Source organism: Streptomyces olivaceus, from assembly GCF_000721235.1.
Classification (GTDB): domain Bacteria; phylum Actinomycetota; class Actinomycetes; order Streptomycetales; family Streptomycetaceae; genus Streptomyces; species Streptomyces olivaceus.
In genome coordinates, this window is the sequence record NZ_JOFH01000045.1 from 26,165 (window position 1) to 40,266 (window position 14,102).

Consider the following 14,102-nt stretch of genomic DNA (forward strand, 5'->3'; position numbering starts at 1 on the left):
CCGGGCCGGGCGGCCGGGAGGCGGGGGAGAACCAGGGCCCCGGGCCGGAGCCGCGGCGGCGGGTGTCAGCCGCCCCCGACCCGGCGGGACGGCGGTTCGTTGCTGCCGGGGCGGGCCCGGACCTCGTCCGTGCAGGTGTAGCGGCGCGCGGAGGAGTCGGCGGGACCGGCCAGGACGACCGAGCCGTCGCCCTCCGCCGCGGCCGAGTCGGACAGGGTGCAGACGACCTGGGCGAGGGCGTACGAGGTGAGGTCCTCGGGCGCGGTGTCCAGGCGCAGCGTCTCCTCGGGGTCGCCGGCGCGCGGCCCCGTCACGGCGACCCGCTGCCGTACGTCCGTGGTGTACCCGGACTCCTTCTCGGCGCCCGACGGCGGCTGGGCGAGCTGGTCGACCAGCCCCTGTGCCACCAGCACCCGCCGCCCGGAGTCGGAGGCGCCGTCCGGCACCCGCACCGTGCGGTCCACGGCCACCAGCGACGAGCCGCACAGCAGGAACACCTGCGCCGGCACCCCGGGCACGGTCCGCGCCGACGCGTCCGGCTCGGCGAGCGAGCAGCGCACCCGCGAGGGAGCGGGACCGAAGTCCGTGGGCACCTCCGTGGGACGGATGCCGCACCCGGCGAGCAGCGCGAGCAGCGCCGTCAGCGCCGCCGGCACCGCGAACCGGGGGAGTGCCGGCAGGCGGCGTACGGTCATCAGGCCCGTCCCTTCGCGTCCTTGCCCCTGCTCCCGTCACCCGCGGAGCCCTCGCCGTCACCGCCGTGCGCGCCGTCCCCGGCGTCGTCGTCCACCGGGGGCGACGGGTCCTGCGGCAGCCGCAGCACGAACACCGCACCGCCCTCGGGGGAGTTCTCGGCGGTGATCCCACCGCCGTGGATGTGCGCGTTCTCCATGGCGATGGACAGGCCGAGCCCGCTGCCCTCGGAGCGCGGCCGGGAGGCGCTCGCCTTGTAGAAGCGGTCGAAGACGTGCGGCAGGACGTCCTCGGGGATGCCGGGCCCGTGGTCCCGCACCCGGATGACGATCTCGTCGTCCGCCCGCGTCACCGACACCCGGACCGGCGATCCGCCGTGCTTGAGCGCGTTGCCGATCAGGTTGGCCAGGATGACGTCCAGGCGGCGCGGGTCGAGCCGGGCGTGGATGCCGCGCGCGGCGTCCAGGTCGACGGCGTCCAGCCACGCGCGGGCGTCGATGCAGGCGGTGATCTGGTCGGCGACGTCGACGTCGTCCAGGACGAGCCGGGCGGTGCCCGCGTCGAAGCGGGTGACCTCCATCAGGTTCTCCACGAGGTTGTTCAGCCGCCGCGTCTCGCTCACCACCAGCCGCACGGCGGGCTCCACCATCGGGTCGAAGCTCCCGCCCTCGCCCTCGCCCTCGTACTCCAGCTCCTCCTCCAGCACCTCCGTCACCGCGGTGAGCGCCGTCAGCGGTGTCCGCAGCTCGTGGCTCATGTCCGCGACGAAGCGCCGGGAGGCCTGCTCGCGGCCGGCCATGTCCGCGACCCGCTTCTCCAGGTTCTCGGCGGCGCTGTTGAACGTCCGCGACAGGTCGGCCAGTTCGTCGGTGCCGGACACGCGCAGCCGGGTGTCCAGCTTCCCCTCGCCCAGGCGTCGCGCGGCGACCCCGAGCCGGTGCACGGGCTTGAGCACGGTCGTCGCCAGGGCCTGCGCGAGCAGCGCGGAGCCGAGCAGGGCGAGCGCGGTGGCGATGCCGAGCGACCAGGCGAGCGAGTTCAGGTCCTTGGCCTCCGGTTCCAGCGACTTGAGCATGTAGCCGGTCGGCCCGCCGCCGATCACCCTCGTGCCGGCCACCAGGTACGGGGTGCCGTCGTCGGACGTCCGCTGCCAGTACAGGTGGTAGGCGTGCTTGTTGGCCGAGGTGACCTTCTGCTCCTTGTTCACCGCCGTACGCAGCGACTCGGGCACGTCGGACAGCGCGAAGCCGCCGAGCCCGCCCGAACTGCCGTACACCGTCTCGCCGGCGGCGTTCTCCGCGGCCAGCAGCACGCCGAACCGCTGGCTGCTGTTGGCCATCTGGCCCGCGGTGTGCTGCAACTCGTCCTGCGTGGGATGCTCGGGCAGCGCGCCCGCCCGGTTCTGCATCTCCTGCTCGAAGTCGCGCAGCACGGCGTCCTGGGTGCGGGTGAGCACCGCCTCCCTGTTGAGCCAGTACGCGATGCCGGAGGCGGACACGGCGGCGGTGAGCGCGACCAGTCCGAAGACGAGGACCAGTCTCAGGCGCAGGCTGGTGAAGCGCAGCCAGGACCAGACTCCCTTGCGAGCCGCGGCCCAACCGCGTGTTTCCCCCTGGTGTTCCCGTGTCACTGAGGCGGATCCAGCCGGTAGCCGACACCTCGCACGGTACGGATCAGGGTCGGGGACGACGGCACGTCCTCGACCTTGGCGCGCAGCCGCTGCACGCACGCGTCCACCAGCCGGGAGTCACCGAGGTAGTCGTGCTCCCACACCAGCCGCAGCAACTGCTGCCGGGACAGCGCCTGTCCCGGCCGCCGGCTCAGCTCGAGGAGCAGCCGCAGCTCGGTCGGCGTCAGCTGGAGGTCCTCGCCGTTCTTCGTCACGGTCATCGCCGAGCGGTCGATGACCAGGCTGCCGAAGCTCGCCGAGTCCGTGGACTCCCGCTCGCCGCGCCGCAGCACGGCCCGGATCCGGGCGTCGAGGACCCGGCCCTGGACGGGTTTGACCACGTAGTCGTCGGCGCCCGACTCGAGACCGACGACCACGTCGATGTCGTCGTTGCGCGCGGTCAGCAGGATGATCGGCAGCTGGTCGGTGCGCCGGATGCGACGGCACACCTCGAAACCGTCGATGCCGGGCAGCATCACGTCCAGCACGATCAGGTCCGGCCGCTGCTCGCGCAGCAGCTTCAGACCGTCCTCGCCGCTGGCAGCCGTGGCCACCCGGTGGCCCTGGCGGGTCAGGGAGAGCTCCAGGGCCGTGCGGATGGCGTCGTCGTCCTCGATCAGCAACAGGGAAGGCACGCGCTCATTCTGGCCCATGGAGGGCGTGGTGTTCGACCTGTGGGTGCACAAGGCCGCCGAGTGTGCCGCCGGACCCTGTGAAGGAACCGTGGCGCGCGCGTGACGGTGCCCTGTGACAGCTCTGTGACAGTCGGCGGACACGGCCATGAAGTCGCCCGGGCAAGCTTTTCGTCACAAGCAACACAGCACGTCGCACAGCGCAGCACGCCGCGGCAGAGCAAGGCGCGGCGGAGCACGTCGCGGCGGAGTACGTCGCAAGGCAGAAGACCGAACACCGGAAGTCCACGAACGGGGGGCGCGAGATGAACACGCTGAAGGGCACCAGCACCAGCGCAGTGGTCACGCGTCTGCACGACGTGCACGCACACCGGGGTTCCGAGAAGTCCGGTGCCGTGAGCGGGCGGGGGTGCGCTCGCGGCACCGGGCGTCAGCACACCGGGTACATGACGGTGGTCGACGCACGCACGGGGGAAACGGGACGCACGGGGGACCGGAGGGAGACGCGCGGGGCGACCGCGTACGGGGAGGCCGAGGGGGAGCGCCGCCCGTCGTCGGAGGCGGAGTTCACCGCCTACGTCCAGGAGCGCCGCGCCTCCCTGTACGCGACCGCCTACCACCTGACCGGCGACCGCTTCGAGGCCGAGGACCTGCTGCAGAGCGCGCTGTTCTCGACCTACCGGGCGTGGGACCGGATCAGCGACAAGGCCGCGCTCGGCGGATACCTCCGCCGCACCATGACCAACCTGCACATCAGCGCCTGGCGGCGCCGCAAGCTCAACGAGTACCCGACCGAGGAACTGCCGGAGACGCCCGGCGACATGGACGCGATGCGCGGCACCGAGCTGCGTGCGGTCCTGTGGCAGGCGCTCGCCCGGCTGCCCGAACTCCAGCGCACCATGCTGGTCCTGCGCTACTACGAGGGCCGCACGGACCCGGAGATCGCGGACATCCTCGACATCAGTGTCGGCACGGTGAAGTCCAGCATCTGGCGGTCGCTCCGCCGGCTGCGCGACGACGAGGTCCTCAGCTTCGGCCGTGACCGGGAGGACGCCTTCGGCGAACTGGTCGCCTGAGGGCAGGGGGGCGGGGCCCCGTGAAAAAAGTTCGAGCCCGGGTGTATCAGGGGGACGGGTCCGGGCTCTTACTCACGGGGAAGCACCACGGGGGAAGCACGGGGTGCACCACGGGGGACGGGGATCACGGGGGATCCACGGGGGAAGTGGAAAGGGAGCGGGACTGGAAGGGCCGGGGGGGTCCGTCCAGTCCCGCTCCCGCGTGTACGGGCAGTTACCGGGACGGCAGGCGTCACACCGTCGTACGGCTGGTGGCGCACCGGCCTGCCGCCGCGGCGGCCAGGCGGCCCATCGCCTCGCCCCGGTCGCAGGCGTGGGCGCCCAGGGCCGTCTGCCGGGCGATGACCGACCGTTCCTGCCGCATCAGCCGCCAGCCCCTGCGCAGCAGGAACGGCACGGACTTGCGGCTCTCGCGCAGGTCCCGCAGGAACCGGCGGCGGAACGTCGTCAGCGGCCCCCGGCTCAGGCACAGCGCGTCGGCCAGGACGCCCAGCTCCCGGCAGCGCTCCACCAGTTCCGCGGCGAAGATGCCCTCCGCGAGGAACAGCGGCGTGCGCCCGATGTCGACCGTGTCCTCGCCGGTGCGGGCACTCAGCGAGATGTCGTACACCGGCACGCCGGTACGCCCCGTGCGGCACAGCTCCCCGATGGCGGCGACCGCCGCGTCCGCGTCCCACGACGCCGGGTGGTCCCAGTCGATGTCGGAGCTCTGGGGCACCGTCGGCAGCGTCGGGTCGGTGCCCTCCTTGTAGAAGTCGTCGAGGCGCAGCACCGGAAGACCGGAGTGCGCGGCGAGGAGGGACTTGCCGGAGCCGGAAGGGCCGCAGAGCAGCACGACTCGCGTCGGTATGGGCGGATGGGAGCTCACGGGACACCAGTCTGAGGCATCGAACGGCACTCCTACGACCCCGCGTGCGTACTTTGCAGCGCGCGTCACATCTCGACCGCGCCGTGCGGTGACCTGATCGCGGTGTGCGCTGTTAACAGGGCAGTCCGTAGCAATCCACACCAAGAGGTGGCAGCAGCGATGGCCCGACACGCGTCCCCCCGCACCCCGCACGCACAACGCGCCCTGGTCGCCCTCGCGACCGCCGGGGCCGCCCTGGCCGCCGGAGCGGCGACAGCTTCCGCGGCGGACGGCGGCGGCGAGACGATCGCCGGCCTGGCCCACACCCGCCCCACCTCGCTGGGCAACATCGACCCGCAGGCGGGCCTCGCGGCCGTCACCGGCTCCGTCGGCTACGTCACCGGCCCGGTCGCCGACCTCAAGCCCAACCCGCTCGCCGGCACGGGAGTCGACCCCCTCGACAACGGCGTCGGCACGAAGGTCGCCGACTTCAAGCCCCTGACGTCCACGGCCCTGACGGGCCCGGTGGCGCAGGCGCAGTCGCTGGGCGCGGTGCCGGTGGTGGGGCAGGTGACGGAGCTGCTGCGCTGACGCGGTCCGCGCACGCCGGGCCGCGACTTCCCCGAGGGGGAGGTCGCGGCCCTTTGGTCTGCCGGTATGCCTGTACGCCGGTGGGGCCGGTGGGGCCGGTGGGGCCGGTGGGGCCGGTGGGGCCGGTCGGGTGGGTCGGGCCGGCTTTCCGGGGGCCGGGCTGTCCGGGCCGGGCGGGTGACGGCCTTCTCGGATCCGCGTACGGGCACGGGGGCCGTCTACTCTGTGGTGATCCAGGTTCGTGCCAGGGGTGCAGGGGGGCGTATGCACAACGAAGACGGATTCGACAGAGGGGACGGCGGCTCCGGCCGGCGTCCCGAGGACCGTTGGACGGGCGGCCGGACCCCGGTGCCCGAGCCGGGCGCGACGCAGGAGTGGACGGAACCCCCCTCGCACGACGGTCCGTCCGTTCCGCACGCCGTGATCGAGGACCGCTACGAGCTGCTGGAGCCGGTCGGCAGCGGTGGGATGGGCGAGGTCTGGAAGGCGTACGACCGGCGCCTGCGCCGCTTCGTCGCGGTGAAGGGGCTCCTCGACCGCAGCGTCACGACCCCGGACACGCAGAAGGCGGCGGTGCAGCGGGCCCGCCGCGAGGCGGAGGCCCTCGCCAAGATCGAGCACCAGAACGTGGTGACGGTCCACGACCAGATCGAGACCGCCGACCAGGTCTGGATCGTGATGAAACTCCTTGAGGCGCCCTCGCTGGCCGACCTGCTGAGCCGCGACCGGGTCCTCGGCGTGCCCAGGGCCGCGGACATCGGCCTCCAGATGGCCCACGGCCTGCGGGCGGTCCACGAGGCATCGGTCCTGCACCGCGACGTGAAGCCGGGCAACGTACTGGTGCGGGACGGCGGCCAGGTGGTCCTGGTGGACTTCGGCATCGCCACCTTCGAGGGCGCGGACCGGGTGACCCGGCACGGCGGCGTCATCGGCACTCCCCCCTACCTGGCACCCGAACTCTTCGCCCCCGACTCCCCCGGCCCCACGCCCGCCTCCGACCTGTGGGCGCTGGGAGTCACCCTGTACGAGATGGTCGAGGGGCGGCTGCCCTTCGGCGGCGGGGAGGCCTGGGAGGTGCAGGCGAACATCCGGCAGTCGCCCGAACCCGTCCTCCGCTACGCCGGCCCCCTCAGCCCCGTCATCCAGGGGCTGCTGGTCACGGACCCGGACAGCCGCCTGGACGCGGCCTCGGTGGAGGTGATGCTCCAGGAGGTCCTCGCGGAGCCGGGTGCGCCGACCCCCGCCCGGACCGCGACCCCGGCGCACTCACCCACGGCCCGTTCCACGCCGTCCGCCGCCTCGCGACCCGCGTCGGCGGCGTCCGGGCCGGCACCCGCGACCCCCTCCTCCGAAGCCGCCCCTCCCGAGTCGCCGCCGACGGCGTCGCGTGGAGGCCGCGGCCGGTTCCGGGGCTGGAAGGCCGCGGCGGCCGCCGTGGTGTGCGCCGCTCTGCTGGCCTCGGGAGGCTGGCTCCTCGCGTCGCAGGGCGACTCGGGGGGTGGGCAGGCCGACGCGGCGGGGGAGCGGGGCGCCGCCGGAGGTGACGCGCAGAAGGCGTGGGAGCAGTGGAGGAGCGCGACGAAGAGGCTGACGATCGGCGCCAAGGAGGACCAGCCCGGACTGAGCTTCCACAACAAGGACACCGACGTGTGGAGCGGGTTCGACATCGACATCGCCTACGCCCTCGCCGAGAAACTGGGCTACGGCAAGGACGACGTCGACTTCTACGCGGTGACCACGGGCAACCGGGCGAGCAGGCTGAAGAACGGGGACGTGGACCTGGTCGTCGCCTCGTACAGCATGACGACCGAACGGGAGAAGCAGGACGACATCAGGTTCGTGGGCCCCTACTACAAGGCGGGCAGCAGCCTCCTCGTGCGTAAGAACTCCGCGAGATACGACCTCGACGAAGCCGTCGACGTGAAGCGGAACCACGTCGAGGTCTGTACGGCGCGGGACTCCACGTACGCGGACAAGCTGAAGGAGGAGGGCTACGCCACGGGGAAGTGGCAGCCCGACTCCTACCGGGAGTGCGTGGACCGGCTGCTGGACCGGAAGTCGAGCGTGTACGCGGTCGCCTCGGACGACGTGCTCCTCGCCGGATATGCCAAGGACGATCCGGCGCACCTGAAACTGCTGCCCAGCGGGGCGGGTACGGAGCCCTACGGCGTGGCGATGCGGAAGGACGACCCCCTCCTGCGGAGCAAGGTGTGCGCGGGGCTCCGGGAGATCCTGGCCGGAGAGGAGTGGCCGGAGATGTACATGAAGGACCTGGCCCCGCTGACGGGGCGGAAGACGGCACCGAGCAGGCCGGAGTTGAGGCCCTGCTCGGGCTGAGCGCGGAGCGGGCCGCGGCGCCCCGGGTCGGGGAGGAGCCGCGGCCCTGTCGGCCGGAGGCCGGGGTCCGGGCGCCGGACCGTGGGGTGGGGTGGGGCGGTCAGTACTGGGCGGTCAGTACGAGGAGCCGGAGGCGCCCAGGGCGCCGGTCGGGTGCCAGACCGTCTTCGTTTCCAGGAACGCCGTCATGCGGTCGGTGCCCGGCGTAGCCGACCAGTCCGCGTTGTCCACAGGCTGTGGACGCAGGACGCGCTTGAGGTTGTCGGCGGCTGCGATCTCCAGTTCCTTGGCCAGCGTCTCGTCGGCGCCCGCGAGGTCGATCGCGTTCACGTCCTGGTGGGCGGCGAGCGGGGCGGCGATCTCCGCCGTGCGGCCGGAGAGGATGTTGACCACGCCGCCGGGGAGGTCGGACGTGGCCAGCACCTCGCCGAGGGAGAGCGCGGGGAGGGGGGACTTCTCCGAGGCCACCACCACTGCCGTGTTGCCCGTCGCGATGACCGGGGCGATCACCGAGACCAGGCCGAGGAAGGACGACTTCTGCGGGGCCAGGATCGCCACGACGCCCGTCGGCTCCGGGGTGGAGAGGTTGAAGAAGGGGCCCGCGACCGGGTTGCCGCCGCCGACGACCTGCGCGATCTTGTCGGTCCAGCCCGCGTACCAGACCCAGCGGTCGATCGCCGCGTCCACCTGTGCCGCCGCCTTCGGCTTTGACAGGCCCTCGGCGCCGGCGACCTCCGCGACGTACTGGTCGCGGCGGCCCTCCAGCATCTCCGCGACGCGGTAGAGGACCTGGCCGCGGTTGTACGCCGTCGCGCCGGACCAGCCGCCGAACGCCTTGCGCGCGGCGACCACCGCGTCCCGGGCGTCCTTGCGGGAGGAGAGGGGGGCATTGGCCAGCCAGTTGTTCTTGGAGTCGCTCACCTCGTACACCCGGCCGCTCTCGGAACGCGGGAACTTCCCGCCGACGTACAGCTTGTAGGTCTTCAGCACGCTGAGTCGCTCAGACATCGAGGTATGCCTCCAGGCCGTGGCGGCCGCCCTCGCGGCCGAAGCCCGACTCCTTGTAGCCGCCGAACGGCGAGGTCGGGTCGAACTTGTTGAACGTGTTGGACCAGATCACACCCGCGCGGAGCTTGTTCGCGACCGCCAGGATGCGCGAGCCCTTCTCCGTCCAGATGCCCGCCGACAGGCCGTACGGGGTGTTGTTGGCCTTGGCGACCGCCTCGTCCGGCGTGCGGAAGGTGAGGACGGACAGGACCGGGCCGAAGATCTCGTCGCGGGCGACGGAATGCGCCTGGGTGACGTTCGTGAAGAGCGTCGGGGCGAACCAGTAGCCGGACGAGGGGAGTTCGCAGGCCGGGGACCAGCGCTCGGCACCCTCCGCCTCGCCCCGGTCGGCGAGGGCGGTGATACGGGCCAGCTGCTCGGCCGAGTTGATCGCGCCGATGTCCGTGTTCTTGTCCAGGGGGTCGCCCAGGCGGAGGGTGGCCAGGCGGCGCTTGAGGGAGTCGAGCAGCTCGTCGTGGATCGACTCCTGGACCAGGAGGCGGGAGCCCGCGCAGCAGACCTGGCCCTGGTTGAAGAAGATGCCGTTCACGACGCCCTCGACGGCCTGGTCGATCGGGGCGTCGTCGAAGACGATGTTGGCGCCCTTGCCGCCCAGTTCGAGGGTGAGCTTCTTGCGGGTGCCGGCGACCGTGCGTGCGATCTGCTTGCCGACGGCCGTGGAGCCGGTGAAGGCGACCTTGTCCACGTCGGGGTGCGCGGTCAGCGCCGCCCCGGCGCGGCCGTCGCCGGTGATGATGTTGACGACGCCCTTGGGGAGGCCGGCCTGGCGGCAGACGTCCGCGAAGAAGAGGGCGGAGAGGGGGGTGGTCTCGGCGGGCTTCAGGACCACCGTGTTGCCGGTCGCGAGGGCCGGGGCGATCTTCCACGCCAGCATCAGGAGCGGGAAGTTCCACGGGATGACCTGGCCCGCGACGCCCAGCGGGCGCGGGTTCGCGCCGTAGCCGGCGTGGTCGAGCTTGTCGGCCCAGCCCGCGTAGTAGAAGAAGTGCGCCGCCACCAGGGGGAGGTCCGCGTCCCGGGTCTCGCGGATCGGCTTGCCGTTGTCGAGGGTTTCGAGGACGGCCAGTTCGCGGCTGCGTTCCTGGATGACGCGGGCGATGCGGAACAGGTACTTCGCGCGCTCCGCGCCGGGCAGCGCCGCCCACTTCTCGAAGGCCCTGCGGGCGGCCTTCACGGCCCGGTCGACGTCCGCGTCGCCCGCCTCGGCGACCTCGGAGAGGACCTCCTCGGTGGCGGGGGAGACGGTCTTGAAGACCTTGCCGTCGGCGGCCTCGGTGAACTCGCCGTCGATGAACAGGCCGTAGGACGGGGCGATGTCGACGACCGCGCGGGACTCGGGGGCGGGCGCGTACTCGAACGCGGGGGCGGGGGCGGGGGCGGGTGCCGGGGCCGGTGCGGGTACCGGGGTGCGGGCGGGGGTGGGGTCAGGTGCCATGGGTCAGTCCACCGTCACGTAGTCGGGGCCGGAGTAACGGCCTGTGGCCAGCTTCTGGCGCTGCATCAGCAGGTCGTTGAGGAGCGAGGAGGCGCCGAAGCGGAACCAGTGGTTGTCCAGCCAGTCCCCGCCCGCCGTCTCGTTGACCAGGACCAGGAACTTGATCGCGTCCTTCGCCGTGCGGATGCCGCCGGCCGGCTTCACGCCGACCTGCACGCCGGCCTGGGCGCGGAAGTCGCGGACCGCCTCCAGCATGAGGAGCGTGTTCGCGGGCGTGGCGTTGACCGCGACCTTGCCGGTGGAGGTCTTGATGAAGTCCGCCCCGGCCAGCATGCCGAGCCAGCTCGCGCGGCGGATGTTGTCGTACGTCGACAGCTCGCCGGTCTCGAAGATGACCTTCAGGCGCGCGGACGTGCCGCAGGCCTCGCGCACGGCGGTGATCTCGTCGTACACCTTCAGGTAGTGCCCCGCGAGGAACGCGCCGCGGTCGATGACCATGTCGACCTCGTCGGCGCCCGCCGTCACGGCCTCGCGCACGTCGGCCAGCTTGACGGCGAGCGAGGCGCGGCCCGCCGGGAAGGCCGTCGCCACCGAGGCGACCTTCACGCCGGAGCCGGCCACCGCCGCCTTCGCCGTCGGCACCATGTCGGGGTACACGCAGACGGCCGCCGCCGCGGGGGCGGTGCGGTCGGTCGGGTCGGGGCGGACCGCCTTCGCGCCGAGCGCCCGGACCTTGCCCGGGGTGTCCGCGCCTTCCAGCGTCGTGAGGTCGACCATCGAGATGGCGAGGTCGAGGGCGTACGCCTTCGCGGTCGTCTTGATCGAGCGGGTACCGAGGGAGGCGGCGCGCGCCTCCAGGCCGACCGTGTCCACGCCGGGCAGACCGTGCAGGAAGCGGCGCAGCGTGCTGTCGGACGCGGTGACGTCGGTGAGTCCGTGGGCGGGGGGCGCGGACGTGGCGGACGTGACGGACGTGGGGGGTGCGGGGGATGCGTCGGCTTCGGTGGATGCAGAGGTGGGCATGGTCACCAGGCGAGCATATCTACGCGCGTAGCGGCTGTCCACAGTCCGGTGTCCGTTCCGTGCGGGGCCGTTGGGTGCGTGTGGTGTGTGTGGTGTGGGTGCGCCGGCTGTGTGGCGTGCGGCGGCACCGGCTGTGAGCTTCGGGCGGGTGGTCGGGCACAATCGGCAGCATGACGACCCCGGAGCCTCAGCCGTCCTCGCCGCAGCCGTCGGAACCCGTGTCCAAGGACCGGGCCTACCGCTCGCCCGCGGGTATCGCCGGGGGCGTCCTCGTGCTCGCCCTCGCGCTGTGGCTCGGCATCGACGCCCTGGTCGCGGGGGACGGGCGTACGCCCTGGGCGGCTGCGGCGGCGTTGCTGTTCCTGGTGCCGCTCGTCGCCGCCTACACCGTGCGGCCCGCCGTCTACGCCAACGACGACCGGATGCGGGTGCGCAATCCGTTCCGGGTGATCGTGCTCCCCTGGGCGCAGGTCGAGTCGTTCCGGTCGGGCTACTCCAACGAGGTCTTCACCGAGGGCGGCGACAAGTACCAGCTGTGGTCCATTCCCGTCTCGCTGCGGGGGCGGAAGAAGGCGGCGCGGCGGGAGGACCGGCGGGCCGCCGGTCAGGGGGGTCAGCGGCGGGGCCTGTTCGGGGGCGGGGGCGGTGGTGTGTTCGGCGCCGGGGGTGCCGGGAGCTTGGAGGACGGGCCCGTGCGGGCCGAGACCGACAAGGTCATGGACGAGCTGCGGGACCTGCTGGAGGCGCGCAAGGCCGCCGAGACCTCGCAGGGCGAGGTGACGGTGCGGTGGGCGTACGAGATCCTCGTGCCGGTGCTGGTGGGGGGCGTGGGGCTGGCGGTGTTGCTGGCGACCGGGTGAGGGGGAGGGGGGAGGGAGAGGCGCCGGGGAGCGTGTGTGGGGGCGTCGTCCTGGGAGGACGCCCCCGGGTGGATCAGATGCCTGCCGCGGTCGACAGGTCGCGCTTGAGAGCCGTCAGCAGGTCCGTCGCCTTCGTGCGGGCCGCGGGCAGGGCGGCGTGGTCGGACACCGGGACGACTACCTCCAAGTAGCACTTGAGCTTCGGTTCCGTGCCGCTCGGGCGGACGACGACGCGCGCGCCGTCGAGGGTGTAGCGCAGGCCGTCCGTGGGCGGGAGCGTGTCCGTGCCCCGGGTGAGGTCCTCCGCGTTGGTGACGGGCAGGCCGGCGAGGCCCGTCGGGGGCTGCTCGCGCAGGCGGTGCATCGCGGCGGCGATCAGGGAGAGGTCCTCGACGCGGACCGAGAGCTGGTCGGTGGCGTGCAGGCCGTGCTCGACGGCGAGGTCGTCGAGGAGGTCGAGGAGGGTGCGGCCGGCTTCCTTGAGGGTCGAGGCCAGTTCCGTGATCAGGAGGGCCGCGGTGATGCCGTCCTTGTCGCGGACGCCCTCCGGGTCGACGCAGTAGCCGAGGGCCTCCTCGTAGCCGTAGCGGATGTCTTCCACACGGGCGATCCACTTGAAGCCGGTGAGGGTCTCGGCGTGGGGGAGGCCCGCCTTCGCCGCGATGCGGCCGAGGAGGGACGAGGAGACGATCGACTCCGCAAACGTGCCGTGCGCTCCGCGTCCGCGGGTGACCAGGTGGGCGGCGAGAAGCGCGCCGACCTCGTCGCCCCGGAGCATGCGCCAGTCGGTGCCGTCCGGGACGGCTACGGCCAGGCGGTCCGCGTCCGGGTCGTTGGCGATGATCAGGTCCGGGTTCGTCTCCCTGGCCTGCGCGAAGGCCAGGTCCATCGCGCCGGGCTCTTCCGGGTTGGGGAAGGCGACGGTCGGGAATTCGGGGTCGGGGTCGGCCTGCTCGGTGACGAGGACGGGCTGCGGGAAGCCGGCCCGGGCGAAGGCGGCGAGGAGGGTGTCCTTGCCGACGCCGTGCAGCGCGGTGTAGACCGTGCGGGCCGTGCGGGGGGAGTCGGGGGCGAGGACGGCGTCCGTGCGGGTGAGGTAGGCGTCGAGGACGTCGCCGGGCAGGGTCTGCCAGCCCGTCTCCGGGCGGGGGACGTCGTGCAGGGTGCGTACGGCGTCGATCTCCGCGGCGATCTCGGCGTCGGCGGGGGGCACGATCTGGGAGCCGTCGCCGAGGTACACCTTGTAGCCGTTGTCGCGGGGCGGGTTGTGGCTGGCGGTGACCTCCACTCCGGCCACGGCGCCGAGGTGGCGGATGGCGAAGGCGAGGACCGGGGTGGGGAGGGGGCGGGGGAGTACGGCCGCCCTGAGGCCTGCGCCGGTCATGACGGCTGCGGTGTCGCGGGCGAAGTCGGCGGACTTGTGGCGGGCGTCGTAGCCGACTACGACCAGGCCGTCTGTGTGGCCCTGCTTCTTCAGGTACGCGGCGAGGCCGGCGGCGGCGCGGACGACGACCGAGCGGTTCATGCGCATCGGGCCGGCGCCGAGTTCGCCGCGGAGGCCCGCGGTGCCGAACTGGAGGGTGCCGGCGAAGCGTGCGGTGAGTGCGGCGTGGTCCTCGGCGTCGATGAGTGCGGCGAGCTCGGCGCGGGTGTCCGGGTCGGGGTCCTCGGCCAGCCATGCCTTGGCGCGTGCGAGGAGGTCGTCGGGTGGCACGTCTTGCACGTCGGTCAGCCTCTCGTGGTGGGTGGGTGGGTGGTTTGGGTGGGGGCGATGCCTGCGGCGGCCTGTGCGGTTTCGGTGGGGGTGCGGGTAGCGCGTTGGGTTGTGGGGTGGTGCGGGGCCGCGCCGGGGGGTGTCCGTCCTCGGAACG

At 72.8% G+C, this 14,102-nt stretch carries 12 protein-coding genes; 4 read left to right on the plus strand and 8 right to left on the minus strand.

The features are described from left to right. Positions 1–65 precede the first annotated feature (65 nt). The 3 genes from IG94_RS0133820 to afsQ1 are packed head-to-tail and all read right to left on the minus strand — an operon-like array spanning position 66 to position 2,997. The gene (locus IG94_RS0133820; protein ID WP_031046363.1) at positions 66–695 is read right to left on the minus strand and encodes a hypothetical protein; all 630 of its coding nucleotides are present in this window, start codon (positions 693–695) and stop codon (positions 66–68) included. Beyond that, a complete protein-coding gene (locus tag IG94_RS0133825; protein WP_031046365.1) occupies positions 695–2,323 on the minus strand; it encodes a sensor histidine kinase in 1,629 nt (542 codons plus the stop codon). The genes IG94_RS0133820 and IG94_RS0133825 overlap by 1 nt, the downstream gene beginning before the upstream one ends. Then, a complete protein-coding gene (gene afsQ1, locus IG94_RS0133830) occupies positions 2,320–2,997 on the minus strand; it encodes a two-component system response regulator AfsQ1 (RefSeq protein ID WP_003974066.1) in 678 nt (225 codons plus the stop codon). Before afsQ1 ends, IG94_RS0133825 begins: the two co-directional genes overlap by 4 nt. 302 nt (positions 2,998–3,299) lie before the next feature. On the opposite strand from afsQ1, the gene IG94_RS0133840 reads away from it, so the two are divergent. Continuing rightward, positions 3,300–4,070 carry a SigE family RNA polymerase sigma factor gene (locus IG94_RS0133840; RefSeq protein WP_031046369.1) on the plus strand — a complete coding sequence of 257 codons (771 nt, stop codon included), beginning with the start codon at positions 3,300–3,302 and terminating at the stop codon, positions 4,068–4,070. A gap of 232 nt (positions 4,071–4,302) precedes the next feature. On the opposite strand, the gene IG94_RS0133845 is transcribed toward IG94_RS0133840, so the two are convergent. Beyond that, positions 4,303–4,905 (minus strand): hypothetical protein, encoded by a 603-nt coding sequence (locus IG94_RS0133845; protein ID WP_031046372.1) that lies wholly within the window; start codon positions 4,903–4,905, stop codon positions 4,303–4,305. Positions 4,906–5,097: 192 nt separating this feature from the next. Between IG94_RS0133845 and IG94_RS0133850 the strand changes: the two genes are divergently transcribed. After that, positions 5,098–5,508: a hypothetical protein gene (locus tag IG94_RS0133850; RefSeq protein ID WP_031046374.1), complete on the plus strand. Its 411-nt coding sequence runs from the start codon at positions 5,098–5,100 to the stop codon at positions 5,506–5,508. A gap of 264 nt (positions 5,509–5,772) precedes the next feature. After that, positions 5,773–7,845 carry a bifunctional serine/threonine-protein kinase/glutamate ABC transporter substrate-binding protein gene (locus IG94_RS0133855; protein WP_031046376.1) on the plus strand — a complete coding sequence of 691 codons (2,073 nt, stop codon included), beginning with the start codon at positions 5,773–5,775 and terminating at the stop codon, positions 7,843–7,845. 114 nt (positions 7,846–7,959) lie between these two features. Here IG94_RS0133855 and IG94_RS0133860 read toward each other — a convergent pair whose 3' ends face one another. The 3 genes from IG94_RS0133860 to deoC are packed head-to-tail and all read right to left on the minus strand — an operon-like array spanning position 7,960 to position 11,371. Next, positions 7,960–8,853 (minus strand): aldehyde dehydrogenase family protein, encoded by an 894-nt coding sequence (locus tag IG94_RS0133860; RefSeq protein ID WP_031046380.1) that lies wholly within the window; start codon positions 8,851–8,853, stop codon positions 7,960–7,962. Further along, complete coding sequence (locus tag IG94_RS0133865) at positions 8,846–10,348, minus strand: aldehyde dehydrogenase family protein (protein ID WP_224326269.1); 1,503 nt, start codon at positions 10,346–10,348, stop codon at positions 8,846–8,848. Before IG94_RS0133865 ends, IG94_RS0133860 begins: the two co-directional genes overlap by 8 nt. Positions 10,349–10,351: 3 nt before the next feature. Then, on the minus strand, positions 10,352–11,371 hold the full coding sequence (gene deoC / locus IG94_RS0133870; RefSeq protein WP_078892533.1) for a deoxyribose-phosphate aldolase: 1,020 nt from the start codon (positions 11,369–11,371) through the stop codon (positions 10,352–10,354). 170 nt (positions 11,372–11,541) lie between these two features. Between deoC and IG94_RS0133875 the strand changes: the two genes are divergently transcribed. Beyond that, positions 11,542–12,231, plus strand: coding sequence for a PH domain-containing protein (locus tag IG94_RS0133875; RefSeq protein WP_031046389.1), 690 nt, complete (start codon positions 11,542–11,544; stop codon positions 12,229–12,231). Positions 12,232–12,304: 73 nt separating this feature from the next. Here the strand turns inward: IG94_RS0133875 and IG94_RS0133880 are convergent, their stop codons facing one another. Next, complete coding sequence (locus IG94_RS0133880; RefSeq protein WP_031046392.1) at positions 12,305–13,954, minus strand: phospho-sugar mutase; 1,650 nt, start codon at positions 13,952–13,954, stop codon at positions 12,305–12,307. Positions 13,955–14,102: the final 148 nt, after the last annotated feature.